The organism is Tsukamurella serpentis, assembly GCF_054780975.1.
Window position 1 is genome coordinate 630,594 of sequence record NZ_BAAGVH010000003.1, and the last position, 25,495, is coordinate 656,088.

A 25,495-nucleotide genomic window follows, 5' to 3' on the forward strand; every position below is an offset into this window, starting at 1 on the left:
ATAGCCTAGCAACCACGAATCGAAACGTTTCGAAAGGGTGGATCGTGGGAGTGATCGCGCAGGGGCGGGCACCGTCGGAGCCGGGCTCGGTGACCGCATGGCGCAATGCGGTCTTCGTGATCTTCACCCTCAACGGACTCAGCTTCGCCAGTTACCTGGGACGACTCCCGCAGGTCCGCGACGATCTGAGCGCGAGCACCCTGCAGGTGGCCATGCTGACCTTCGGGCTGGCCATCGGCTCGGTCGTCGGACTCGTCGGTTCGGGCTCGCTGGCGGCACGCTTCGGGCCGCGCCGGGTTCTCGCGGTGACCCTCCCCGCGCTCGGTGTGACGATGATCGCCGCCGCGGCCGGCGCCGAATCCGGGATCTACCTGCTGACCCTGGTCCCGCTGGTGGGAGTGGGCCTGTCCAACGGGATCACCGACGTCTGCATGAACCTCTCCGGCGCCGACAACGAACGCGCACTCGGGCGATCGGTGATGCCGGCCTTCCACGGCGGCTTCTCGCTCGGCACCATGGCCGGTGCGCTCACCGGTGCGTTCGCGCAGGCGATGCACGTGGGACTCCTGCCGCACCTGCTGGTGGTCAACGGGGTGCTGCTGGTGGCCGGATTCTTCGCGCTGCGGCACGTGCCGTTCGTCGCGCACGACGCCGACGATCACCATCCGCTCACCCGCGGCGAGCGGATCGCGGTCTGGCGCGAGCCCCGCACCCTGCTGGTGGGGCTGATGGTGCTCGGGATGGCGCTCACCGAGGGCAGCGCCAACGACTGGCTCGCACTGGCGATGGTCGACGACCACGGGGTGTCCAAGACCGTCGGTACCGCGACCTTCGCAGTATTCGTCACCTTCATGACCATCGGCCGGTTCGCCGGTACCCGGGTACTGGACACCTTCGGCCGAGTGCACACCCTGCGCGGATGCGGCGCGCTTGCGTTCATCGGTCTGGCGCTGGTGATCTTCGGCTCCACCTGGGCGGCCTTCATCGGCACCGCGCTGTGGGGGCTCGGCGCCTCCCTGGGATTCCCGGTGGGGATGTCCGCCGCCGCCGACGATCCCCGGATGGCCGCCGCCCGGGTATCGGTGGTCTCGACAGTCGGCTACCTGTCGTTCCTCGGCGGCCCGCCGCTGATCGGTGCACTCGGTGAGTACGTGACGCTGCTCGGCGCGCTGATGGTGGTGCTGGTCGCGATCGCCGTCGCCGTCGTCGTGGCGCCAGCGGCACGTGAACCCGAGCGTCCGGCACCGTCGGCACCGTCGGCCTCCCGCTAGGGCCGTTCGCTCCCCAGCTCGGGGTGCGTTCCCCATGTCCATGGACCGGGGGAGAGCGACGCCCCGCTAGGGATGGCCACCGCAGCACGACGGGGCGGATCGCGCAAGCCCCCTGTGGAGAACGCCGGATCTGTGGATGACGGGGGCCGGGCGGGGCCGCGGCGCCCACTGCGGCGGTGCCTTCGGAGCAGGATCGCAGCCATGGGGGAACTTCTGACACGCGAACTGCTGTTCGCGCAGGGATGGACGCGCAATCGGATTCGGCAGGCGCTGCGGAACAAGACGCTGCGACCACTGTGGCGGACCGTCTACACGGACCGGCCGGTCGAGCAGCCATGGATCGAGTACGAACGGATGGTTCGCGCGGCCGGCACCGTCGGCGGCTGGGGCGTGCTCAGTCACCAGAGCGCGGCGATCCTGTGGGGCCTGCCGATGCTCGCTCCCGACTACAGCCACGTGCACAGCACGATCGACCACCGCCATCGAGGCGGCTTCGTCAGCGCCAGGCGGCACGTGCACCCGCGGCCGCTGCCGCCGCAGGACGTGGTGCTGCTCGAAGGTCTGAAGGTGACATCTGCGGCCAGGACCGCCGTCGACATCGCGATGTCCGGCGATTACGAGCAGGCCCTCGCGGTTCTCGACGCTGCCAGACTGGTCCCGCGGACCCCGGTCGGCCGGCCGAGCGTGCCGAGGGCCGATCTGGTCCGGGTGATCGACGAGCTCGGTCCGCGGACCGGCCGCGAGGTGGCGCTGCGCGCGCTCGCGGACTCGGTCACCTGCAGTGAATCGGTGGGGGAGTCGTGGTCGCGGGCGCGGATGATCGAGTGGAAGTTGCCGATGCCCGAGCTGCAATGCAAGTTCGTGGTGTCCGGCCGGACGTACTACGCCGACTTCCGGTGGGGCCCGCTCGTCGGCGAGTTCGACGGTGACGGCAAGTACGAGTCGGACGCGGACCGTCGGCGCTACGAGAAGCGGCGGGACAGCGATTTCGCTTCCCTCGGCATGATCGTCTGCCACTGGTCGTGGGAGGACCTGCGCAATCGTGAGCGGTTCTACCGGATTCTGACGACGGCGCTGTTCCGCGCGGGTGTCCTGGCATCTGTGCCGCGTTTCCCCGGCTGATGCCCTGCTGACAACCCCGCCGTTCCCCGCTGATTCCCGACTGCGTGACCCGGGTGTCGTCCCTAGCGGGACGCCGCGACCCCAGGGCTACGTGCATTCCCCATGTCCATGGACCTAGGGACGCTCACGTCCCGCTAGGGACGGCCCCGAGCGGAGCGAGGCGGGGCGAGGCCGAGCGGGGCGGGGCGAGGGGAGCGGGGGACGAGGTCAGCGGAGGAGTTGCCAGGCGAAGGCGGCGGCGAGGGCGCCGGCGCCGTTGAGACACCAGTGCAGCGCGATGGGGGCGATCAGGGAGCCGCTACGCGAACGGAGCCAGGTGAAGACGTAGCCCGCCGCGGCCGTCGCCAACACCGCACCCGCGATCCCCAGGAACTGCGCCAGCGGGCCGACGCCGAGGATCCGCGTGAGCCCCGCGTTCGAGCTGGTCAACCCCAGTGACGAGGCGATGTGCCAGAAACCGAACAACAGCGAGCCGGTGGCCGCGACCCAACGCAGCCGCATCGCGCGCGACAGCGTGCCGTGCAGAGCGCCGCGGAAGGCCAGTTCCTCCGGGATCACCGTCTGCAGCGGGATGATCACCATCGACGCGATCAGCGCCGTCGAGAACGTCGCGTACCGGTCGTTGAGGAACAGTCCGCGAGTCGCCGGCAGCAGCGCACCGACGGCGATCACCGTCGCCACGATCAGCACCGCGACAGCCGCGTACTTCGCCCCCGACCGCCAATGCGCGCGCCCCAGGCCCAGCTCGTGCCAGTGGAGCCCACGATGGCGGGCGATACCGATCAGGAGCACCGCGGACACCGGAACCGCGAGCAGCGCGGTCCAGCTGCCGGTGAAATGCGCGATCAGATTCGTCGCGACCAGTACCGCCACCACCACGCCCACATCGACGAGAGCGCGGGTGCCCGAGACCACCGCCCGGGTGCCGGACGGTGCACTCGGGCCGGTCGGTGCTGCGTTCACCCGCTCCATGGTCCCCATCGGCGGTGGTTCGCGCAACGAGTGTGACCGTGGCTAAGGTGTGAGCCCGTGACGAGTGTGGGGTCGGGGTTGCGCCGCGTGGCACTTCCGGTGTTCCTGCTGGCCGTCGGCGCACGCATCGTCTGGATCCTCGCGGGGAAGCACAACTTCAACTTCGTGGACCTGCGGGTCTATTACGAGGCCGCGAGCCGGGTCGCCGACGGTGGCCTCTACGACTTCGCGCTCTCGGACTACACCCCGAACCAGCCGTTGCCGTTCACCTACCCGCCGTTCGCGGGCCTGTTCTTCTTCCCGCTCAAGTTCCTGCCGTTCCCGGTGGTGGCGATCGGCTGGGTGTTCCTCACCGCGGCGCTGCTGTTCCTGGTGGTGCGGATGTGCCTGGCGATCCTGGCCGCCGGGCGTGGCGCACCGTCGCGCCTGGGCGACGTCCCGCCCGAACTCGCCCTGGTCTGGACCGCGGCCGCGCTGTGGATCGACCCGGTCCGCACCAACCTGGACTACGGCCAGATCAACGTGGTGCTGATGACCTTCGGGGTCTGGGCGGCGTATCTGCTGGCGCGCACCGGAGCGCCCGCGCTCGCACTGCGCCCGGCCAGGGTGGACGGCGCCACCGGACTGCTGATCGGCATCGCCGCCGGGATCAAGCTCACCCCGGCCGTTGGCGGGCTGTTCCTGCTGGCCCGGGGCCGGATCTGGGCGGCCGCGGGTTCGGCGCTGACCTTCGGCGCGACGGTGGCGGTCAGCTACCTGCTGCTACCGGCCGAGACCCGCCGCTACTTCACCGTGCTGCTCGGTGACACCGGTCCGATCGGCGACCCGGCGAAGCCCGACAATCAGGCCCTGCGCGGTGCGATCTCACGACTGGCCGGTCAGGACGTGGGTACCGGCGCCGCGTGGATCGTCGCGGTCGCCGTCGCCGCCGCACTGCTGCTGGCCGCCTGGTGGGTGGTGCGCCGCGGAGACGCGCTGATCGCACTGGTCCTGGTGCAACTCCTGGGCCTGCTCGGATCGCCGATCTCCTGGATCCACCACTTCGTGTGGATCCTGCCGCTGCTGATCTGGGTGGTGCACGGCCCGCTCGGACGCTGCGGCGGTGCCGACCTGCGCAGTCCTGGACCGGCCTACACGCGCTGGTCGACCGTGCTCGCGGGGTTCGTCGCCGGGTTCGGGTACGTGGGTGTGCACTTCATGCTCAAGGGCCTGGGGGCGATCGGCATCCACGACGGTTTCCTCTGGTCGATCCTGATGGCACACGGCGCGCTCGCGGCCGCCGGGCTGGTCGCACTGATACTGGCGCGCCGTCGACAGCTGAGGACCGTAGTCTGAGCCGATGATCAGAATCGGACGTCTGGGTATCGCGTTCGTCGCAGCGGCGACCCTGGCCACCAGCGCCTGCGCCACCGGCACCGCACCGTCGCGCGGGGGCGAACAGAGCGCCGCCGCCGGAACCGTGACCCTGGTGACGCACTCGAGCTTCCAGCTCCCGGAGAACCTGCTCGCCGACTTCACCCGGCAGACCTCCCTGAAGATCCGCACCGTCGAACTCGGCGACGGCGGTGAGCTGGCCACCAAACTGTCCCTGACCCCGGGCAACCCGCCCGGTGACGTCGCCTTCGGCGTGGACAACACCTACGCCGCGCGGCCGGTGCGGTCCGGCGTCTTCGACGAGTACCTCTCCCCGGCGGCGGCCGAGGGGGCCGCGGCCTACGCCGTGCCCGGAATGCCACAACTGACCGCCGTCGACTTCGGCGACGTGTGCGTCAACATCGACACTCGCTACTTCCGGGACAAGAACCTGCCCGAGCCCCGCACCTATCAGGATCTCGCCGCACCCGAGTACCGCGGGCTGACCGTGGTGCAGAACCCCGAGACCGCCTCTCCCGGGATGGCCTTCCTGGCCGGCACCGTGGGCGCGCTCGGCGAGGGCTGGCAGGACTTCTGGCGCGCACTGCGCGCCAACGACGTCACCGTCGCCCCGAACTGGTCGACCGCGTACTCCACCGACTTCTCCGGATCGTCCGGCAAGGGACCCAAGCCGATCGTGGTGTCCTACGCCAGCTCGCCCGCGGCCGAGGTCGGCAAGGACGGCTCCGCCCCGGCCACCAAGGCGCTGCTGGACACCTGCTTCCGGCAGGTCGAGTACGCCGGGGTACTGCGCGGCACCAAGAACCCCGACGGTGCCCGCAAGCTCATCGACTTCCTGCTCTCACCCGCCGTGCAGGCCGCGGTACCGGAACAGATGTACGTCTACCCCGTGACCCGGGACGTGCCGCTGCCGAAGACCTGGGCGCAGTTCGCCCCGGTCCCACCGAAGCCGGCGATCCTGCCGGCCGAGCGCCTGGCCGACGAGCGGGACGGCTGGGTGCGCACCTGGCGCCAGCTCATGGGCCGGTGAGCGCGGGCCGGTGAGCGCGGGCAGCGGGGTGCGATCGAGCGGCGGGCGGCTGGCGCTGCTCGCCGCGCCGCTGGTGTTCGTCGCCGTCTTCTTCCTCTGGCCCGTGGCCGCGATCATCGCCCGCGGGCTGACCTCCGACGGTGTCTCCCTGATGGAGGGCTTCACCGGCGCCGGGGGGCTGGGCCTGGTGTGGTTCACGCTCTGGCAGGCGGCGGCATCGACACTGCTCACCGTGGCCCTGGGACTGCCGCTGGCGTGGCTGACCGCGCGTGCCGGATTCCGCGGTCAAGGGCTGATCCGGGTACTGGCGACGGTGCCCTTCGTGCTGCCGACGGTGGTGGTCGGCGTGGCCTTCCGCACGCTGTTCGCGCCCGGCGGCACGCTCGGCGTTCTCGGCCTGTCCGAAACCGTATGGGCGGTGCTGATCGCTCACGCCTACTTCAACGTCTCGGTGGTCGCCCGGATCGTCGGCGGCGTGTGGTCGGGGGTGGACCCGCGGGCCGAGCAGGCGGCCCGTACCCTCGGCGCCGGACCGGTACGGGCGTTCTGCACGGCCACCGCCCCCGCACTGCTGCCCGCCGTCGCGTCCGCCGCATCGGTGGTCTTCCTGTTCTGCGCCACCAGCTTCGGTGTGGTGCTGGTGGTGGGCGGGAGCCGGCTGCGAACCCTGGAAACGGCCGTCTACCAGGAGGTCGTCGGCGCTTTCGATCTGCGCACCGCGGCGCTGCTCGCGTTGGTGCAGATCGCGGTGGTGATCGTCGCGGTCGCACTCAGCGGTCTCCTGCGCGCGCGGGCCGCACGGCCGATCTCCGCGGCTCGGGTGCCGCGCACCCGCACCGGAATCCGGGCGCGGGTGGCGATCGTGCTGGGTGTCCCGGTGGCGACGGTGCTCTTGCTGTTCCCCCTCGCGGCGCTCCTCATGCGGTCACTGCACCCCGATCCGTCGGGTGCGATCAGCCTGGACGCCTATCGCCGGATCACCGCGGACTTCGGCGGTGTCGTCCCGGCGAAGGCTCTGCTCATGTCGTTGGTCACGGCCGCGCAGGCGGGCGGCATCGCACTGGTCCTCGGCGCCCTCGCGGCACTGGCGATATCCCGGTCCCGGGGGCCGCTGAGCCGGTTCGCCGACGCGGTGGTGATGCTCCCGCTCGGCGTGAGCGCGGTGACCCTGGGCTTCGGCTACCTGCTGGCACTGCAGTCCCTGCCGGGCGTCCGCGAATCCCCGGCGGTGCTGCCCTTCGTGCAGGCGATGGTCGCGTTGCCGCTGGTGGTGCGAGTGCTGGTGCCCGCGCTGGCGGCCATCGACCCGCGGCAACGGCACGCCGCGGCGGTCCTCGGCGCTTCCCCGCTGCGGGTCCTGGCCTCGGTGGATCTGCCACTGGCCGGCCGCTCGGTGGCCGTCGCCGCCGGTTTCGCCTACGTGGTCACGCTCGGCGAGTTCGGTGCAGCCAGCTTCCTGGTCCGGCCCGACCGGATGACCCTGCCCGTGCTCATCGGCCGGATCTCCGGCCGCCCCGGGTTCGAGGACGCCGCCCTCGCCGCCGCCTGCTCGGTCCTGCTCATCGCGGCGACGGTGCTGGTGATCGGCCTGGTCGAGGTCCTGCGCCGGGATCAGCGCGCCACGGCGGAATTCTAAAAGAGCTCGAGAGGTGCGAGAACAAGGAGGAGGCCAGCCGTGCTGACCATCGACGAGGTCACTGTCCGATACGGCCGCGAGACCGCGGTCCGGCGCGCGAGCCTGACCGTCGGCGGTCCCAGTGATCCCAGCGATACCGGGGAGTCCGGCGGGGTGCATCCGGCGGGCGGCGCCTCGGTGACCGCCTTGCTGGGACCGTCCGGTTGCGGGAAGTCGACCCTGCTGCGCGCCGTCGCCGGACTCGAACCGCTGGCCGGCGGCCGGATCCTGTTCGACGGTGTCGACCTCGCGGCGGTCCCGACTCATCAGCGCGGATTCGGCATGGTCTTCCAGGACGGGCAACTGTTCGGGCACCGCGATGTGGCCGGCAACATCCGCTACGGCATGGCGCGGCAGGGCTTCTCCCGCGCCGACGCCGACGCCCGGGTCACCGAACTGCTGGAACTGGTGGGGCTGCCCGGTATGGGCGCACGGCCGGTGGGGGAGCTCTCCGGCGGGCAGCAGCAGCGCGTCGCCCTGGCCCGCGCCCTCGCCCCGCGGCCCCGGCTGCTACTGCTGGACGAGCCGCTCTCGGCGCTGGACCGGCAGTTGCGCGACCGGCTCGCCGGTGACCTGCGGCGGATCCTGCATCAGGCACGGACTCCCGCGCTGATCGTGACCCACGACCACGACGAGGCGGTGGAGCTGGCGGACACCGTCGCAGTCCTGGCCGCCGGCGAGATCGCCCAGGTGGACCTGCCGCAGCGGCTCTGGCGCCGGCCGCGCACCGCGGAGGTGGCGCGATTCCTCGGCTACTCCGTGCTGCTGGACGCGCAGGTCACCGATCAGCAGGCGCGGTCGGCGCTGGGACCGGTGCTGGTGGACTGCCCGGACGGGAGGTTCCAGCTGGGCCTGCGCCGGGGTTCGGTGGTGATCCAGACGCGGGGCGTGCCGGCCCGGGTGATCTCCTCGATGCCCACCCTCGACGGGGTCCGGATCACCGTCGAGGTGCAGACCGGCGACGGGCCACTGCGGGTGGACGCGCTCGGTGACACCGCGCCCGCCGACGGTGACGCCGTGCAGGTCGCGCTGAACCCGCGTCGGGTCGCCGTCATCGGCTGAGCGGCGTGCCTGCGGGATCCACCACCGGTTACCGCCGCGCGGTGGTCGTCGCGGGGTGGTCATGGGAGGTCAGGCGACGCGGGTGCGTGCGGGATTCGCCCGGACGGTCTTGAGTGACTTCTGCATGTCCTTCTTGGAGGCGCCGTCGGCGGCCATCCGGTTGAGCCGGTGGATCACCACCGGGCACTTCATGCACCGGGTCTTCTTGCGGCAGCACTTCTTCTTGGGCTTGCTGCCCACGAGTTCGTGTGCCTTCTTCTTCCCCACGGTTGTAGGTTAGCGCAACCTAATGCGAACTTGTGAATCGTCACATCCGACGTGGGTGATTCGGGCGGGGCACCCACTTCCGCCTAAGCTGGTATCGACCAGGCGTGTTCACACGCCCCTTCTTCGTGTCCGCACAGCCCCGCGCCGGCGCGGACGCCAACCCCAGGAGAACCCTTGTGAGTCAGTCCAGCTTCCGCAACGTCGCCATCGTCGCGCACGTCGATCACGGGAAGACCACCCTGGTCGACGCCATGCTGCGACAGTCCGGCGCGTTCGGCGAGCGCGCCGAGCTGGTGGACCGCGTGATGGACTCCGGTGACCTGGAGAAGGAGAAGGGCATCACCATCCTGGCGAAGAACACGGCGGTGCACCGTGTGAACGCCGACGGCACCACCACCGTCATCAACGTGATCGACACCCCCGGCCACGCCGACTTCGGCGGTGAGGTCGAGCGCGGCCTGTCCATGGTCGACGGTGTCGTCCTGCTGGTGGACGCCTCCGAGGGCCCGCTCCCGCAGACCCGTTTCGTGCTCCGCAAGGCGCTCGCCGCCTCGCTGCCGGTGATCCTGGTGGTCAACAAGACTGACCGCCCCGACGCTCGCATCGAGGAGGTCGTCACCGAGGCGCAGGACCTGCTGCTCGACCTCGCCTCGGACCTGTCCGACGAGGCCGCGGAGGCCGCCGAGCTCGCACTGGAACTGCCGGTCGTCTACGCCTCCGGCCGTGAGGGCAAGGCCAGCACCACCGCGCCCGCGAACGGTGAGGTCCCGGCCGCCGACAACCTCGACGAGTTGTTCGCGATCCTGCACGATCACATCCCCGCACCCAAGGGTGATCCCGAGGCCCCGCTACAGGCCCACGTGACCAACCTCGACGCCTCGGCCTTCCTGGGCCGGCTCGCACTGGTCCGGATCCACAACGGCACGCTGCGCAAGGGCCAGACCGTGGCCTGGATGCGCGAGGTCGACGGCGAGCCCGTGGTCACCAATGCCAAGGTCACCGAGCTGCTGGCCACCGAGGGCGTCGAGCGCAAGCCCGCCGAGGAGTCCGTCGCCGGTGACATCGTCGCGGTCGCGGGCTTCCCGGAGATCATGATCGGCGACACCCTCGCCGATCTGGAGAACCCGGTCGCGCTGCCGCGGATCACCGTCGACCAGCCCGCCATCTCGGTCACCATCGGCACCAACACCAGCCCGCTGGTCGGCAAGGTCTCCGGCCACAAGCTGACCGCCCGGATGGTCAAGTCGCGCCTGGACTCGGAGCTGATCGGCAACGTCTCGCTCAAGGTGATGGACATCGGCAAGCCCGACCAGTGGGAGGTGCAGGGCCGCGGTGAGCTGGCGCTGGCCATCCTGGTCGAGCAGATGCGCCGCGAGGGCTTCGAGCTGACCGTCGGCAAGCCGCAGGTGGTCACGCAGAAGATCGACGGCAAGGTGCACGAGCCCTACGAGCACCTGACTGTCGACGTGCCCGAGGAGTACCTCGGCTCGGTCACCCAGCTGTTGGCGAACCGCCGCGGCCGCATGGAGACCATGGCCAACCAGGGCACCGGCTGGGTCCGCATGGAGTTCGTCGTCCCCTCCCGCGGCCTGATCGGCTTCCGCACCGACTTCCTCACCGAGACCCGCGGCACCGGTATCGCCAACGCCGTCTTCCACGAGTACGCCCCGTGGGCCGGCGAGATCCGCGCCCGCCACACCGGCTCGCTGGTCTCCGACCGCCAGGGCAGCGTGACCCCGTTCGCGATGATCCAGCTCGCCGATCGCGGCACCTTCTTCGTCGAGCCCGGCGCCGACACCTACGAGGGCATGGTCGTGGGCATCAACCCGCGCGCCGAGGACCTCGACATCAACGTCACCAAGGAGAAGAAGCTGACCAACATGCGTCAGTCCTCCGCCGACGTGATGGAGACCCTGGCCAAGCCGATCAAGCTCGAGCTCGAGGCGGCGATGGAGTTCTGCGCCGCCGACGAGTGCGTCGAGGTCACCCCCGAGGTGGTCCGGGTGCGCAAGGTGCACCTCAACGCCACCGAGCGGGCCCGCGAGCGTTCCCGCGCGAAGTCCCGGGACCAGGCCGCCGGCTGACCTGAGGTAGAAATCGATAGGGCGCCGGACGGCGGTCGACACCAGAGGTAACACGAAGCGGGCAAGACGAAGCGGGCAGGAGGCGACGGCAGGTGCGACGAAGGTCGGTGGGCCCGACGGCGGCGTCCGCTCTACTTGCTCTCACTCTGGCCGCGTGCGTCGCCGATCCTCCGCCGGCGGTGCCCGGCTCCGAGACCTCGGCGCCGCAGCAGATCCCGACGGCCACCGGGACCACCGTCCAGGTGGCGATCGACGGCCTCGGTGCGGGCTTCAACCCGCACCTGGCGTCGAACTCCTCGGCCGCCGCGCGGGCGCTCGCGGCGATGACCCTGCCGAGTGTGTTCCGCGAGGTCAAGGGGCCCGACGGGCGTACGGTGCAGGTACAGAACACCGACCTGGTGCCCACCGTCGAGCAGCAGGGACCGCTGCGCATCGTCTACACCATCCGGCAGGACGCCCAGTGGTCCGACGGTGCCCCGATCGCCGCCGAGGACTTCGTCTACCTGTGGGAGTCGATGATCTCCGCCCCGGACACCGTCGGATCGGCCGCCTACCGGCGGATCGAATCGGTGGCGTCGGGGGCCGGCGGTAAGCAGGTGATCGTCACCCTCAAGTCGGAGCTCCCCGGTTGGCGCGGCCTGTTCCAGAACCTGCTGCCCAGTCACCTGGTGAAGGGCTCCCCGGGCGGCTTCAACGGCGCGCTCCGGGAGAAGATCCCCGCCTCCGGCGCCGGCTACCTGGTCAAGAAGGTCGACATCGCACGGGACGAGGTCACCCTCGAACGTAACGACCGGTACTGGATGAAACCCGCGCTGGTGGACCGGATCGTGCTGCGCAAGGGTGGCAGCGATGCGCAGCTCGCGAACTCGGTGCGCACCGGTGACGTGCAGGTCGTGGCCATGCACGGCGGACCGTCGCTGCTCGCGCAACTGACCTCGATCTACCAGGTCCGCGCGGTCGAGCAGGTCGACCCGCGGGTGCTGTCGATGACCCTGAACACCCGCTCGAAGTTCCTCGCCGACACCGCGGTGCGCCGTGCCCTGCTCAATGCCGTCAACGTCGACCTGCTGACCACCGTCGGCTCCGGCGGCGACTCGGTGCGTCCGGCCCGGGCGCAGGTGCTGGCACCGTCGGACCCGGGATACGCACCGACGATGCCCGCCCGGCCCACACCGGCCGAGGCGAAGTCCCGGCTCGAGATGGCCCTCGCCGCGGCCGGTTACACCGTCCAGGACGCGCCGATCCCGCCCAGCCAGAGCGTTCCGCCGCCCCCACCCGCCGGAGCGCCCGCCGGTGGCGCGGCCGACCCCGATGCCGACCCCTCGGCGCTGCCGGTCCCGCCGTCGCCCGCGCCGGGGGAGAACGTGCGGCAGTACGTGCGCGACGGGGTGCCGATGTTCCTGCGGATCGGTGTCCCGCAGGGCGATGTCGCCTCGTTCGCGGTGGCCAGCAATGCCACCGACCAGTTGCGCGCGATGGGGGTCTTCGCCTCCGTGGTGGCGCTGGAACCGCAGGTGCTCACCGGAACCGCACTGCTCGACGGTGGCGTGGACGCCGTCGTCGGCTGGTCCGGTACCGGTCCGGCGCCGGTGGAGCGGTTCGCCGGTCGGGTCGAGTGCCCGCCCCTGCCCGCGGCCTCCGGCAACGGCGGGCGCCCGGCGGTGTCGACCACACCCGCCGCACCGAACATCACCAACGACCCGTCGGCGACGACCGTCGGCGGGAACCTCTCCGGACTGTGTGATCCGCAATTGCAGGGCCTGGCCCGCGACGGCCTGCAGGGCGGGCCGATCGACCTGGCCACCATCGACTCCGACCTGTGGCAGCGCGCCACGGTCCTGCCGATCCTGCAGGACGTGACGCTGACCGCGATCGGCCCGACGGTGCGCGGGGTGACCCTCGACGGTCCGCTGCGCGACGGCGTGTTCAGCGGTGTGGAGAACTGGGGCCGCAAATGAGTTCGCGCCGGCTGCTGCTGGTGCACGCCCACCCCGACGACGAGAGCATCACCACCGGCGGGACCATCGCGAGATACCTGAGCGAGGGCGCCGAGGTGACCGTGGTGACCTGCACTCTCGGCGAGGAGGGGGAGGTGATGACCCCGGAGCACGCGCAGCTGACCTCCGAGCACGCCGACCAGCTGGGCGGGTACCGGATCGGTGAGCTCAGCGCGGCGCTGGCAGCGCTCTCCGACCCCGCAGGGCCGGTGCTCGAACCGCTCTTCCTCGGCGGAGCCGGCCGCTGGCGCGACTCCGGTATGGCCGGGACGCCCGCCGCCGGGCACCCCCGGGCGTTCGCCACCGCCGCCGAAGCAGCGACCGGCGGGGGACCGGTGGCGGCGCTGGCGGCGATCATCCGCGAGCGCCGGCCGCACGTGGTGATCAGCTACGACGAGGTCGGCGGCTACGGCCACCCGGACCACATCGCCGCGCACGCCGTCACCGCGGCCGCAGTGGACGCCGCCGCAGTCCCCGGTGCGGGACCGTCGAACCGGCCCTGGCGAGTGGCGAAGCTGTACTGGACCGTCACCGGCCGCGGCCGGCTCGACGCCGAACTGGCCGCGCTCACCGGTCTCCCCCCAGCTTGGCGATCGCCCCGCCCACAGGAACTGCCCGCGCACGAGGACACCGAACTGACCGCGCTGATCGACGTCGCGGCGGTCGCCGACCGCAAGGTCGCGGCACTGCGGGCGCACCGCACCCAGCTCGCCGTCGACGACGCCGGTACCGCCTTCGCGCTGACCAACCTGATCGCCCAGCCGGTGCTCCGGGAGGAGCAGTACATCCTGGCCCGCGGCGAGGCCGCCCCCGGGCCGGACGGTGTGGAACGCGACCTGTTCGCAGGAGTGCACTGATGGACACCGTCGACCGCCTGCTCCTGGCCCTGTGCGCGCTCAGCGGGGCGTTCTGCGCCATCGGCGCGGTGATGTACCTGTACCTGTACGCCGGGCCGATCCCACTGCCGGTCTCGGCGGTCGTGTTCGGCGGTGCCCTGGCCTGGATCTCGGTGTCGGCGCGGCGGCTGGCGGGTGAGCCCGCGCATGCGGCGATCCCGGTGATCGCCTTCCTGGTGGTGGTCGCCGCGATCCTGCTCGGTGTGGCCGGGAGCATCGTCGTCCTCGCGGACTGGCGCCTGTTGATCCTGGTGCTGTGCGCGATCGGGATGCCCATCGCCGCGGGGTACCTGGCATCATCGGAGAAGTGACCGACCCCTCAGCGTCCGAACCCGCACCGCTGCCGATGCCGTCGGTACCGAAGCCGGTGCAGCCGTACCGGCCGACGGCCTCGGCGATGCGCCGGGCACTGCGCCGCGCGCGTGACGGAGCGGTCCTCAACGTCGACGAGGCCCAGGTCCTGCTCGCCGCCCGCGACGACGACCTCGACGATCTGTGTCGCTCGGCGGCGCGGGTGCGCGATGCCGGACTGCGGGAGGCCGGGCTGATCGGCGCCGACGGCACTCCGCAGGTCACCTATTCGAAGAAGGTGTTCATCCCGATCACCCGGCTGTGCCGCGACCGGTGCCACTACTGCACCTTCGTCACGGTGCCCGGCAAGCTCGCCGCGCAGGGGCACGGTGCCTACCTCGAACCCGACGAGATCGTCGAGATCGCGCGGCGCGGCGCCGAACTCGGCTGCCAGGAGGCCCTGTTCACGTTGGGCGACCGCCCCGAGGACCGCTGGGAGGCGGCCCGCACCTGGCTCGACGAGCGCGGTTACGACTCCACCCTGGACTACGTGCGTGCCATGGCGATCCGGGTGCTGGAGGAGACCGGCCTGCTGCCGCACCTGAACCCGGGCGTGATGAGCTGGGAGGAGATCTCCCGGCTCAAGCCGGTGGCGCCGTCGATGGGCATGATGCTCGAGACCGTCTCCGAGCGACTGTTCACCGACAAGGGCGGGCCGCACTACGGCTCGCCCGACAAGGATCCGGCGGTGCGGCTGCGCACGCTCACCGACGCGGGCCGGCTGTCGGTGCCGTTCACCACCGGGCTGCTGATCGGCATCGGAGAGGACGAGCGGGAACGCGCCGAGTCGATCATGGCCATCCGCAAGGTGCACAAGGCGTTCGGGCACGTGCAGGAGGTGATCATCCAGAACTTCCGCGCCAAGCCCGACACCGCCATGCGTGGCGTCGCCGACGCCGATCTGCAGGTGTACCGGGCGGCGATCGCCGTCACCCGGCTGATCCTGGGTCCGTCGATGCGAGTGCAGGCCCCGCCGAACCTGGTCTCCGCACAGGAGTGCCGATCGCTGCTCGAAGCCGGTGTCGACGACTGGGGCGGTGTCTCGCCGCTCACCCCGGACCACGTGAACCCCGAGCGTCCGTGGCCGGATCTGGACGCCCTTGCCGAGATCACCGCGGAGGCCGGTTTCCAGCTGCGGCAACGGCTCACCGCGCAGCCGCGGTACGTGCGCGCCGGAAGCCCGTGGATCGACCCGCGGGTCGCGCCGCACGTGGCGGCCCTCGCCGATGCCGCGACCGGGCTGGCCGATCCGCAGGCCAGGCCCACCGGACTGCCCTGGCAGGAGCCCGACGAGGACTGGGCATCGTCGGGCCGGGTGGACCTGCACACCGCCATCGACACCGACGGCCGTCACACCGACAGCCGCTCCGACCTGGGTTCGGCCTTCGGTGACTGGGAATCGGTGCGTGAGCAGGTGCTCTCGCTCTCGGCGCCGGAGAAGGTCGAATCGGATGTGCTGTCCGCGCTGCGTGCGGCGGAGAAGAACCCGGGCGGTCTCTCCGACGACCAGTACCGGGCACTGGCCCACGCCGACGGCGACGGCCTGGAGGCGCTGGTCGCCCTGGCCGATCAGCTGCGCCGCCAGAGCGTCGGCGAGGACGTGACCTACGTGGTCAACCGGAACATCAACTTCACCAACATCTGCTACACCGGCTGCCGGTTCTGCGCCTTCGCGCAACGCAAGGGCGATGCGGACGCCTTCACCCTGTCGCTGAGCGAGGTCGCCGACCGGGCCGAGGAGGCGTGGCGGGTCGGCGCCACCGAGGTGTGCATGCAGGGTGGTATCGACCCCGACCTGCCCGCCACCGGTTACGCCGACCTGGTGCGCGCGGTCAAGGAGCGGGTACCCGGCATGCACGTGCACGCCTTCAGCCCGATGGAGATCGTCAACGGCGCCGCCCGGTCCGGTCAGTCGGTGCGGGAGTGGCTGACCGGATTGCGTGAGGCGGGCCTGGACACCATTCCGGGTACCGCCGCGGAGATCCTCGACGACGAGGTCCGGTGGGTACTGACCAAGGGGAAACTGCCCACCTCGGCCTGGGTCGACGTGGTGACCACCGCCCACGAGCTGGGGATCCGCTCCAGCTCGACGATGATGTACGGGCACGTCGACGCGCCGTCGCACTGGGTGACGCACCTGAACGTGATCAAATCGATCCAGGACCGCACCGGCGGGTTCACCGAGTTCGTGCCGCTGCCCTTCGTGCACCAGAGCGCGCCGCTGTACCTGGCCGGCGCGGCTCGTCCGGGGCCGAGCAGACGGGACAACCGGGCGGTGCACGCGCTGGCCCGGGTGATGTTGCACGGCAGAATCGACCATGTGCAGACCTCATGGGTGAAACTGGGAACCGCCGGAACCCAGGCCATGTTGCAGGGCGGCGCGAACGACCTGGGCGGAACGCTCATGGAGGAGACCATCTCGCGGATGGCGGGATCGGCACACGGATCGGAGAAGACGGTGGCGCAGTTGCACGAGATCGCCAATGGCATCGGTAGGCCAGCGCGTGAGCGCACCACCACACACGCTCAGCGCGGTGCCGCGTGAACGCCCTGTCGCCGCGCGGCGGCGCGGTCTCGGCGGAGGTCACCGACCTCGAACTGGCCCGCACGGTGGGGGTCTTCGTCTCGGTGGCCCGGCCCGCCGTCGCCGGGGCCCGGCTGGTCTCCACACTCGCCGGGATGACCCCGATCCCGGTGGTCAACGGCTACCTCCGGCGAGACGCCGACGGCCGTTCCCGCTGGTGGGTGATCCCGGTGGGGGCCGTCACCACCATCGCGGTGGCTTGGCCGAGCGCCCTCGGTTTCGTCGCCCGGGTGCTGCCGGTGCAGCCCTACCTCGGCTTCGCGAACCAGACCGTGGTGATCGTCGGCGTCGCCGGTGAGCACGGGATCACCGATAAGCCCGAGCAGATCGACCTGGTCGCGCGGGTGCTCGCCCGCCGGGACATCGACGCCCGCGAGCTGCTGGGGCCGGCGCCCGGCTTCGGTGACTTCGTGCCGGTGCGGGAGACCGCGGACAAGCTCCGCGGCGGTCTGCGTTCGGCCTTCGGAGCGGCGCGCGAGGTGGTGCACACGGTGCGTTCGGCGCGGTCCGCGCTGGCCGGGCGGCCGCGTCCGGCGACGGCCTTCGACTTCCTCGGCAAACTGCCCGTGGTGGGAGTGGTCGCCGGATACGCCGGTGAGTTCGCGACCCTGCGCATCGTCGAGTCCCATGCCTCCGACGGGGCCAAGATCCTCGGCCTGGAGGCCTCCCTGGCGGCCGACTCCTGAAACCGGGTCTCAGCTCCGTCGCGCCGGAATGATCCGGCGCGGCCGAACAGGAGCCCGGTTTCTGAACGGGTCAGGAGATCAGGCCCACCACGGTGGCGGAGATGAACGAGACCAGGGTGGCGCCGTAGAGCAGCTTGAGCCCGAACTTGGCGATCTGATCACCCTGGTCCGGGGCCAGCGACTTCGCGGCGCCGGCGATGATGCCGATCGAGCTGAAGTTCGCGAACGAGACCAGGAAGGTCTGCACGATCGCGGTGGCGCGCTCACTCATCTGCACCGCACCACCCGGGTTCTGCGAGGTGAACGAGAGCATGGCCACGAACTCGTTGGTGACCACCTTGGTGGCCATGATCTGTCCGGCCTGCACGCACTCGGCCCACGGCACACCGGTCAGCCAGGCCAGCGGTGCGAACACGTGCCCGAGCACCACCTGGAAGGTGGTGCCGTTGAAGATCGCCGCGAAGATCCCGTTGACCAGCGCGATCAACGCGACGAAGCCGATCAGCATGGCCGCCACCGTCAGGGCGACCTTCGCACCGTCCATGATGTACTCGCCGAGCATCTCGAAGAAGGACTGCTTCTTCTGCTCCGGCGCGGCGAAGACGTCGTCCTCCGGTGCGATCTCGTACGGGGTGAGCAGCGAGACCACGATGAACGCGCCGAACAGGTTCAGCACGATCGCCGCCACCACGTACTTCGGCTGGATCATCACCATGTACGAGCCGACGATCGACATCGACACCGTGGACATCGCCGAGGCGGAGAGCGTGTACAGCCGGTTCGGCGGCAGCGTCGGCAGGATCTTCTTGATCGCGATGAAGTTCTCCGACTGCCCGATGATCGCCGAGCTCACCGAGTTGAACGACTCCAGCTTCGGCATGCCGGTGACCTTCGAGAGCACCAGGCCCAGGTACTTGATGATCAGCGGCAGCACCTTGAGGAACTGCAGGATGCCGATCAGCGAGGACACCACGATGATCGGCAGCAGTACGTTCATGAAGAACGGGCCGATACCATCGGGGTTGGTCTTGAAGTCGACGAGGCCGCCGAAGACGAACGACGAGCCCTCGTGGGCGTATCCGAGCAGTGTCTTGAACGCCGCCGCCAGCTTGTCGATCACGAACTTGCCGACCGGTGTCTTGAGCATCACCAGGCCCAGCACGAACTGGATCGCGAGCATGCCCAGGATGTACGGCGCCTTCTTCTTGAGCAGGCCGAAGTTCCGCGTGGGCAGGAACGCGAGAAGCAGGAATACCAGCAGACCGAACACACCGACGATTACGTGCACCGGTGAATGAAAGCACATGATTGCGGGTTAGGCGACACTTCTTAGCGGGAGCCGGTGCCCGCGCGGAATAATGACCGGTGGAATCCGTCGGTGCGAAGGAGATGACAGGTGACGTACACCATCGCAGAGCCCTGTGTGGATGTGCTCGACAAGGCGTGTATCGAGGAGTGCCCTGTCGACTGTATCTACGAGGGCAACCGGATGCTGTACATCCAGCCCGATGAATGCGTCGACTGCGGCGCGTGCGAGCCGGTGTGCCCGGTCGAGGCCATCTTCTACGAGGACGACGTCCCCGACGAGTGGGCCGAGTACGTGAGCGCGAACATCGACTTCTTCGACGAGATCGGCTCGCCCGGCGGCGCCGCGAAGCAGGGGAAGATCGATCACGATCACCCGTTCGTCAAGGCACTGCCCCCGATGAACACCGAGCACTGACGGCGGCGTGGACCGCATGAGTCGCATCTCGCCGGCCTCCCGGTTGCCGGATTTCCCCTGGGACACCCTGGCCGGTGCGAAGGAACGCGCCGCGGCGCATCTCGACGGGATCGTCGACCTCTCGGTCGGTACTCCGGTGGATCCGGTGGCCGAGCCGATCCGTCAGGCGCTGTACGACGGTTCCCGGTTCCCCGGCTACCCGGCGACCATCGGCACCGCCGAACTGCGTGCGGCGGCGGCAGCCGCACTGCACCGGCGCTACGGCACCGTCGCACTCGGTCCGGACGCGATCCTGCCGGTGATCGGTACCAAGGAGGTCATCGCGCAGCTGCCGTCGACCCTCGGCCTGGGACCGTCCGACGTGGTGGTGATCCCCGAGGTCGCCTACCCCACGTACGAGGTGGGTGCACTGCTGGCCGGGGCGCAGCCGGTACGCGCCGACGGTACCGCCCAGCTCGGTCCGCAGCGGCCGGCGCTCATCTTCGTGAACTCGCCGTCCAATCCCACGGGCAAGGTGCTCGGTGTCGATCACCTGCGCAAGGTGGTGCAGTGGGCCCGCGAGCGCGGCACCATCGTCGCCTCCGACGAGTGCTACCTGGGACTGGCCTGGGAGGCCGAGCCGGTGTCCGTGCTGGACCCGCGGGTGTGCGACGGTGACCCGACGGGGCTGCTGGCGATCCACTCGCTGTCGAAGACCTCCAACCTGGCCTCCTATCGCGCCGGTTTCCTCGCCGGTGATCCGGCGCTGATCGCCGAGCTCGCGGCGGTCCGCAAGCACGCCGGTGCGATCGTCCCGTTCCCGGTGCAGGCGGCGATGACGTACGCGCTGTCGGTGGACGAGCACGAGGCGGAGCAACGCGAGCGTTACGCCACCCGCAGGGCGGCGCTGCTGGACGCGGTCCGCGGTGCCGGTTTCACCGTGGACCATTCCGAGGCCGGGCTGTACCTGTGGTCCACCCGCGGCGAGCCGTGCCGGGACACCGTGGACTGGTTCGCCGACCGCGGCATCCTGGTCGCGCCCGGCGAGTTCTACGGCCCGCACGGGGCCCGGCACGTGCGGATCGCCATGACCGCCACGGACGAGCGGATCGCGGCCGCGGCGCAGCGGCTGGCCGGCTGATCCGCCCGTCCGGGCGGGTCAGTTCTTGTGCAGGGCGGCGTTGAGCTCGACGCCCTCACTCTTGAAGGGCACCACCTCGACGGCGCCGCTCACCGAGTTCCGGCGGAAGAGCATGTTGCTGCGGCCGGCCAGCTCGCGGGCCTTGACCTGGGTGCCGTCCGGCCCGGTGACCTTGGTGCCCGCGGTCAGGTACAGCCCGGCCTCCAGGACGCAGTCATCGCCGAGGGGGATGCCCAGGCCGGAGTTCGCGCCCAGCAGGCAGCGCTGACCGAGGGAGATGATCTCCTTGCCGCCGCCCGAGAGCGTGCCCATGGTGGACGCCCCGCCGCCCACATCGGAGTGATCGCCCACGACGACACCGGCGGAGATCCGGCCCTCGACCATCGCGGTGCCGAGCGTGCCGGCGTTGAAGTTCACGAAGCCCTCGTGCATCACGGTGGTGCCCTCGGCGAGATGCGCGCCCAGGCGAACCCGGTCGGCGTCACCGATCCGCACCCCGGTGGGCAGTACGTAGTCCACCATGCGCGGGAATTTGTCCAGCGAGTACACGGTGACGGTGCCGCGCTTGCGCAGGGCGGCCCGGACCAACTCGAAACCGACGGGGGAGCAGGGGCCGAAGTTGGTCCACACCACGTTCGCGAGCAGCCCGAACTGGCCCTCGAGGCTCAGGCCGTGCGGCTGCACCAGACGGTGGCTGAGCAGGTGCAGGCGCAGGTACACGTCGTGCGCGTCGACGGGGGCCTGCGACAGATCGGCGATCGTGGTCCGCACCACGACGGTGCGCACCTTGCGGTCCGCGTCGGTCCCGGCGAGCGCCGTCAGCTCGGCCGGTGCGTCCGCCGGATCCGCTTCCGAGCCGGCGGATGCGCCGCCCTCGGTCAGCTCCGGCGCGGGGTACCAGGTGTCGAGCACCGTCCCGTCGTCGGTGATGGTGGCCAGTCCGTACGCCTTCGCTCCACGATTCGTCACGCCGATCAGGGTACCGACCGCGGGCGATACCCTGCAGGGGTGACTCTGAACATCGCTGCGGACCCGATCGAGTTGACCGCCGCGCTGGTGGACATCCCCAGCGTGAGCCACGACGAGCAGCACCTCGCCGACGAGGTCGAAGCCGCCCTCCGCGGGCTCGGCCGGTTCGAGGTGCTGCGGGTGGGCAACAACGTCCTCGCCCGCACCGACCGCGGCCTGTCGCGGCGGGTGATCCTCGCCGGTCATCTCGACACCGTCCCGATCGCCGACAACGTTCCCAGCCGCCTGGAGGGGGGAATCCTGCACGGCTGCGGCACCGTCGACATGAAGAGCGGCGATGCGGTCTTCCTGCACCTGGCCGCCACCCTGGCCGAGCCGGCGTACGACCTGACACTGATCTTCTACGAGTGCGAGGAGATCGCCTCGCAGTTCAACGGCCTCGGCCGGATCGAGCGCGAGCTGCCGCAGTGGCTCCGCGGCGACGTCGCGATCCTCGGAGAGCCGTCCGGCGGCTTGATCGAGGCGGGCTGCCAGGGCACCATCCGGGTGCGGATCACCGCCGGCGGCACCCGGGCGCACAGCGCCCGATCCTGGCTGGGCGACAATGCGATCCACAAACTCGGTCCGGTGCTCACCGCACTGCAGGACTACCGCCCGCGCACCGTGGACATCGACGGATGCCAGTACCGGGAGGGCCTGTCCGCGGTGCGGATCGAGGGTGGAGTTGCCGGGAACGTCATCCCGGACGAGGCCTTCGTGGACATCAACTTCCGGTTCGCACCGGATCGCAGTGTCGAGCAGGCCGTCGATCACGTGCGCACCACCCTCGCCGGACCGATCGCCGACGGCGAGCTCCAACTGGAAGTCACCGACGCCGCCCCCGGAGCACTGCCCGGGCTGCAAGCGCCCGCGGCGGCGGAACTGGTGCGGGCGGCCGGTGGACGGTTCCGCGCCAAGTACGGCTGGACCGACGTCTCCCGTTTCGCGGCGCTGGGGATACCTGCGGTGAACTTCGGTCCGGGGGACCCGAATTTCGCCCACAAACGGGATGAACAGGTGGAAATCAGGCAGATCACCGAAGTGGCCGACGTTCTGCGACTGTTCCTCGCAGGCTAGGTTGAGCGGCATGCCAGCGGAGAACAGCGAACGGGACCAGCACCTGCGCTACCGCGGACCGGTCCGGGTACAGGGTGCGGTCGCCGCGGAATCGTCGACCACCGATCAACGCCTGCTGGCGAACGCCGATTCGGCGGACTGGCTGCACCGCGACCCGTGGCGGGTGATGCGGATCCAGGCCGAGTTCGTCGAGGGCTTCGGCACGCTCGCCGAGTTGCCGAACGCGGTGACCGTCTTCGGTTCGGCACGGCTGCAGCGCGACTCACCGGAGTACGCCATCGGGCGAGAACTCGGTGCCGCGCTCGCCGATGCCGGGTACGCGGTGATCACCGGCGGCGGGCCGGGCGCGATGGAGGCCGCGAACCGCGGTGCCAAGGACGCCGGCGGTCTCTCGGTGGGGCTGGGCATCGAACTGCCCTTCGAGCAGGGTCTCAACGACTGGGTGGACCTGGGAATCAACTTCCGGTACTTCTTCGTCCGCAAGACCATGTTCGTCAAGTACGCGCAGGCCTTCGTGTGCCTGCCCGGCGGATTCGGCACCCTGGACGAGCTGTTCGAGGCGCTGACGCTGGTGCAGACCGGCAAGGTGACCCGGTTCCCGATCGTGCTGCTCGGCTCGCAGTACTGGGGCGGCCTGGTGGACTGGATCGAGTCGACGCTGGTCGCGCGGGGCATGGCGGCACCCGCCGACGCCGCGCTGCTGACGGTGACCGATTCGGTGAGCGAGGCCGTCGAGATCATCCGCAGCGCCGACGCCCAGCGGGAGGCCGACGCCTCCCCGGTGGATCCGACATGACCGCCATCGCGGTGTTCTGCGCCTCCCGCCCCGTCGCCGCCGAGTTCTCCGAGCTCGCCGCGGAGGTGGGCCGGGGGATCGCGGCCGGCGGTGACTCGCTGGTCTGGGGCGGCGGGCACGTATCGATGATGGGCGCGGTCGCCGAGGCGGCGCGCGCCGGCGGGGCGCGCACCCTCGGGGTGATCCCGGTGTCCCTGGTGGACCGGGAGATCGCCGATCACGGCGCCGACGAGCTGCTGGTGGTGGACACCATGCGCGAGCGCAAGCAACTGATGGACGACAACGCCGAGGCCTTCCTGGTGCTGCCCGGTGGGGTCGGCACGCTGGAGGAGTTCTTCGAGGCGTGGACCGCCGGTTATCTGTCCATGCACGACAAACCGGTGGTCGTGCTGGACCACGACGGCTTCTATGCCCCGCTGCTGAACTGGATCGACGACCTCAAGGCCCGCGGCTTCGTCGGTGACGCCGCGCTGGCCACGTTGCACCGCGCGAGCACGGTCGCCGATGCCCTCGACGCCTGCCGGGCCGGCGCGGCCTCACGGTAGGCTCGCCGCTGTGAGCGCATCCGAGAAGAACAGCACCATCGGCGTCGGTGACCTGGCCAAGGGTCTCGGCAAGATCGTTCCGGACCTGCCACTGTTGATCAAGGAAGGGCCCTCGGTCCTGCTGCGCACGCAGAAGACCAAGGAGACGGTCGGCACCGTCTTCCAGAAGCGCGCCGCCCAGCACCCCTCTCGTGACTTCCTCCGCTTCCAGGGCGAGAGCATCAGCTACGGCGAGGCCAATGCCACCGTCAACACCTACGCCCGGGTGCTGTTGCAGCGCGGCGTGAAGGTGGGCGATGTGGTGGGTGTGGTGATGCACAACCATCCGCAGATGGTGCTGGTGATGCTGGCCATCGTGAAGGTCGGCGCCACGGCCGGACTGGTGAACTACAACCAGCGCGGAGCCGTGCTCGCGCACAGCCTCAAGATCCTCGACACCGGCACCATCGTCACCGACCAGGAGAACCTCGAGGCCTTCGACTCGGTCGATCGGGCCGACCGTCCGGCCGACGGCGTACTGCTGACGCTCGACGCGCTCGCCGAGCAGGCCCGGGCGATCCGCGCAGAGGATCCCGCGGCCACCGAGAACCCGGAGGTGACCGCCACCCTGCCGGCGAGCACCCGGGCGTTCTACGTGTTCACCTCCGGCACCACCGGCATGCCGAAGGCGTCGATCATGACCCACTACCGGTGGCTCAAGGGCATGTCCGGGTTCGGGGCCACCGCCGTGCGGATGCGTTCCGACGACGTCATGTACTGCCCACTTCCGCTGTACCACAACAACGCTGCACTGGTGGCGCTCGGCTCGGTGCTGGTCTCCGGTGCCACGCTCGCGATCGGCCGGAAGTTCTCCGCGTCGAGGTTCTGGGAGGAGGCGAACCAGAACTCGGCCACCATGTTCATCTACATCGGTGAGATCTGCCGGTACCTGATGGGCCGTCCCGCCTCTCCGGACGATCGCTCGAACACCATTCGGGTGGCCGTGGGCAACGGAATGCGCCCGGAGATCTGGCGGGACTTCCAGCAGCGCTTCGGGGTCGAGCGGATCATGGAGTTCTACGCCGCCAGCGAGACCAACATCGCCTTCGTCAACGTCTTCAACGTGGAGGCGACCGTGGGCATGTGCCCGTTGCCGCACGCGGTGGTGGAGTACGACCTGGACACCGCCGGGCCGCTGCGGGACGAACGCGGCAAGATCAAGAAGGTGGGGCGCGGCGAGAACGGCCTGCTGCTGTCGAAGGTCACCCGATCGGCGCCGTTCGACGGTTACACCGACGGAAAGGCCAACGACGCCAAGCTGATCCGCGACGCCTTCAAAGCCGGCGATGTGTGGCTCAACACCGGTGACGTGGTCACCAATCAGGGCTGGTGGCACATCGCCTTCGTCGACCGCCTCGGCGACACCTTCCGCTGGAAGGGGGAGAACGTCGCGACCACCGAGGTGGAGGGCGCCATCGGTTCCAGCGAGCTGGTCGAGTCCTCGATCGTCTACGGCGTCGCGGTACCCGGCGCGGACGGCAAGGCCGGCATGGCCGCCGTCACCCTCGCCGAGGGCGCCTCGTTCGACGGTGCGGCACTGGCGAAGACGCTGCGCGAGCACCTGCCCGGCTACGCGATCCCGCTGTACGTGCGGGTGGTCCCCGGTCTGGAGCTGACCTCGACCTTCAAGAGTCTCAAGGGCGAGCTGCGGGACCAGGGATTCGAGGAGACCGGTGACGATCCGCTGTACGTCTTCGTCGGTGGCTCCGAGGGTTACATCCCGGCGTACTCCGAGTACCCGGCCGATGTCGCGGCCGCCAAGGTCCCGGACCTGCGGAATTAGCGTGAACGCGGGATCCGCCGGTCCCGGTCCGGT

Annotated in this window: 22 protein-coding genes; 18 read left to right on the forward strand and 4 right to left on the reverse strand. The window is 70.2% G+C overall.

Translation table 11 applies throughout. The annotated features are described in order from the left end of the window. Window positions 1-44: 44 nt before the first annotated feature. A complete protein-coding gene (locus tag ACYVHG_RS11290) occupies window positions 45-1,271 on the forward strand; it encodes an MFS transporter (protein ID WP_461167529.1) in 1,227 nt (408 codons plus the stop codon). 201 nt (window positions 1,272-1,472) lie between these two features. Next, window positions 1,473-2,393 (forward strand): hypothetical protein, encoded by a 921-nt coding sequence (locus ACYVHG_RS11295; RefSeq protein ID WP_461167530.1) that lies wholly within the window; start codon window positions 1,473-1,475, stop codon window positions 2,391-2,393. 207 nt (window positions 2,394-2,600) lie between these two features. Here ACYVHG_RS11295 and ACYVHG_RS11300 read toward each other — a convergent pair whose 3' ends face one another. After that, window positions 2,601-3,365, reverse strand: coding sequence for a lysostaphin resistance A-like protein (locus ACYVHG_RS11300; RefSeq protein ID WP_461167531.1), 765 nt, complete (start codon window positions 3,363-3,365; stop codon window positions 2,601-2,603). A gap of 57 nt (window positions 3,366-3,422) precedes the next feature. On the opposite strand from ACYVHG_RS11300, the gene ACYVHG_RS11305 reads away from it, so the two are divergent. The 4 genes from ACYVHG_RS11305 to ACYVHG_RS11320 are packed head-to-tail and all read left to right on the forward strand — an operon-like array spanning window position 3,423 to window position 8,506. Continuing rightward, window positions 3,423-4,700: a glycosyltransferase 87 family protein gene (locus tag ACYVHG_RS11305; RefSeq protein WP_461167532.1), complete on the forward strand. Its 1,278-nt coding sequence runs from the start codon at window positions 3,423-3,425 to the stop codon at window positions 4,698-4,700. 4 nt (window positions 4,701-4,704) lie between these two features. After that, window positions 4,705-5,769 carry a thiamine ABC transporter substrate-binding protein gene (locus ACYVHG_RS11310; RefSeq protein WP_461167533.1) on the forward strand — a complete coding sequence of 355 codons (1,065 nt, stop codon included), beginning with the start codon at window positions 4,705-4,707 and terminating at the stop codon, window positions 5,767-5,769. A 10-nt stretch (window positions 5,770-5,779) separates the two neighbouring features. Continuing rightward, on the forward strand, window positions 5,780-7,405 hold the full coding sequence (locus ACYVHG_RS11315) for an ABC transporter permease (protein ID WP_461167534.1): 1,626 nt from the start codon (window positions 5,780-5,782) through the stop codon (window positions 7,403-7,405). 39 nt (window positions 7,406-7,444) lie between these two features. Next, complete coding sequence (locus ACYVHG_RS11320) at window positions 7,445-8,506, forward strand: ABC transporter ATP-binding protein (protein ID WP_461167535.1); 1,062 nt, start codon at window positions 7,445-7,447, stop codon at window positions 8,504-8,506. Between the two features lie 69 nt (window positions 8,507-8,575). Here the strand turns inward: ACYVHG_RS11320 and ACYVHG_RS11325 are convergent, their stop codons facing one another. Continuing rightward, a complete protein-coding gene (locus ACYVHG_RS11325; RefSeq protein ID WP_461167536.1) occupies window positions 8,576-8,773 on the reverse strand; it encodes a hypothetical protein in 198 nt (65 codons plus the stop codon). 176 nt (window positions 8,774-8,949) lie between these two features. Here ACYVHG_RS11325 and typA point away from each other — a divergent pair, with 176 nt between their 5' ends. From typA to ACYVHG_RS11355, 6 genes are all read left to right on the forward strand, one after another. Next, window positions 8,950-10,857 carry a translational GTPase TypA gene (gene typA / locus ACYVHG_RS11330; protein ID WP_461167537.1) on the forward strand — a complete coding sequence of 636 codons (1,908 nt, stop codon included), beginning with the start codon at window positions 8,950-8,952 and terminating at the stop codon, window positions 10,855-10,857. Window positions 10,858-10,949: 92 nt separating this feature from the next. Next, window positions 10,950-12,815 carry an ABC transporter family substrate-binding protein gene (locus ACYVHG_RS11335; protein ID WP_461167538.1) on the forward strand — a complete coding sequence of 622 codons (1,866 nt, stop codon included), beginning with the start codon at window positions 10,950-10,952 and terminating at the stop codon, window positions 12,813-12,815. After that, on the forward strand, window positions 12,812-13,711 hold the full coding sequence (gene mshB / locus ACYVHG_RS11340) for an N-acetyl-1-D-myo-inositol-2-amino-2-deoxy-alpha-D-glucopyranoside deacetylase (RefSeq protein ID WP_461167539.1): 900 nt from the start codon (window positions 12,812-12,814) through the stop codon (window positions 13,709-13,711). The genes ACYVHG_RS11335 and mshB overlap by 4 nt, the downstream gene beginning before the upstream one ends. Beyond that, on the forward strand, window positions 13,711-14,061 hold the full coding sequence (locus ACYVHG_RS11345) for a hypothetical protein (protein ID WP_461167540.1): 351 nt from the start codon (window positions 13,711-13,713) through the stop codon (window positions 14,059-14,061). The genes mshB and ACYVHG_RS11345 overlap by 1 nt, the downstream gene beginning before the upstream one ends. Before the next feature lie 35 nt (window positions 14,062-14,096). Beyond that, entirely contained in the window at window positions 14,097-16,646 is a 2,550-nt protein-coding gene (locus ACYVHG_RS11350; protein ID WP_461167653.1) for a bifunctional FO biosynthesis protein CofGH, read from the forward strand. Next, entirely contained in the window at window positions 16,643-17,371 is a 729-nt protein-coding gene (locus ACYVHG_RS11355) for a hypothetical protein (RefSeq protein WP_461167541.1), read from the forward strand. Before ACYVHG_RS11350 ends, ACYVHG_RS11355 begins: the two co-directional genes overlap by 4 nt. 70 nt (window positions 17,372-17,441) lie before the next feature. On the opposite strand, the gene ACYVHG_RS11360 is transcribed toward ACYVHG_RS11355, so the two are convergent. Further along, window positions 17,442-18,659: a NupC/NupG family nucleoside CNT transporter gene (locus ACYVHG_RS11360; protein ID WP_461167542.1), complete on the reverse strand. Its 1,218-nt coding sequence runs from the start codon at window positions 18,657-18,659 to the stop codon at window positions 17,442-17,444. A gap of 108 nt (window positions 18,660-18,767) precedes the next feature. Here ACYVHG_RS11360 and fdxA point away from each other — a divergent pair, with 108 nt between their 5' ends. Beyond that, window positions 18,768-19,094, forward strand: coding sequence for a ferredoxin (gene fdxA / locus ACYVHG_RS11365; RefSeq protein WP_461167543.1), 327 nt, complete (start codon window positions 18,768-18,770; stop codon window positions 19,092-19,094). A gap of 16 nt (window positions 19,095-19,110) precedes the next feature. Beyond that, window positions 19,111-20,214 carry a succinyldiaminopimelate transaminase gene (dapC, locus tag ACYVHG_RS11370; protein WP_461167544.1) on the forward strand — a complete coding sequence of 368 codons (1,104 nt, stop codon included), beginning with the start codon at window positions 19,111-19,113 and terminating at the stop codon, window positions 20,212-20,214. An 18-nt stretch (window positions 20,215-20,232) separates the two neighbouring features. Here the strand turns inward: dapC and dapD are convergent, their stop codons facing one another. Then, window positions 20,233-21,183: a 2,3,4,5-tetrahydropyridine-2,6-dicarboxylate N-succinyltransferase gene (dapD, locus tag ACYVHG_RS11375; RefSeq protein ID WP_461167545.1), complete on the reverse strand. Its 951-nt coding sequence runs from the start codon at window positions 21,181-21,183 to the stop codon at window positions 20,233-20,235. A gap of 39 nt (window positions 21,184-21,222) precedes the next feature. Here dapD and dapE point away from each other — a divergent pair, with 39 nt between their 5' ends. From dapE to ACYVHG_RS11395, 4 genes are read left to right on the forward strand one after another with little or no spacing between them, the layout of a single operon-like run. Next, entirely contained in the window at window positions 21,223-22,299 is a 1,077-nt protein-coding gene (dapE, locus tag ACYVHG_RS11380; RefSeq protein WP_461167546.1) for a succinyl-diaminopimelate desuccinylase, read from the forward strand. A gap of 10 nt (window positions 22,300-22,309) precedes the next feature. Continuing rightward, window positions 22,310-23,095 (forward strand): LOG family protein, encoded by a 786-nt coding sequence (locus tag ACYVHG_RS11385; protein WP_461167547.1) that lies wholly within the window; start codon window positions 22,310-22,312, stop codon window positions 23,093-23,095. Further along, window positions 23,092-23,640: an LOG family protein gene (locus tag ACYVHG_RS11390; protein ID WP_461167548.1), complete on the forward strand. Its 549-nt coding sequence runs from the start codon at window positions 23,092-23,094 to the stop codon at window positions 23,638-23,640. Before ACYVHG_RS11385 ends, ACYVHG_RS11390 begins: the two co-directional genes overlap by 4 nt. Continuing rightward, window positions 23,600-25,462: a long-chain-acyl-CoA synthetase gene (locus ACYVHG_RS11395; RefSeq protein ID WP_461167549.1), complete on the forward strand. Its 1,863-nt coding sequence runs from the start codon at window positions 23,600-23,602 to the stop codon at window positions 25,460-25,462. The genes ACYVHG_RS11390 and ACYVHG_RS11395 overlap by 41 nt, the downstream gene beginning before the upstream one ends. The last annotated feature ends 33 nt before the right edge of the window (window positions 25,463-25,495 follow it).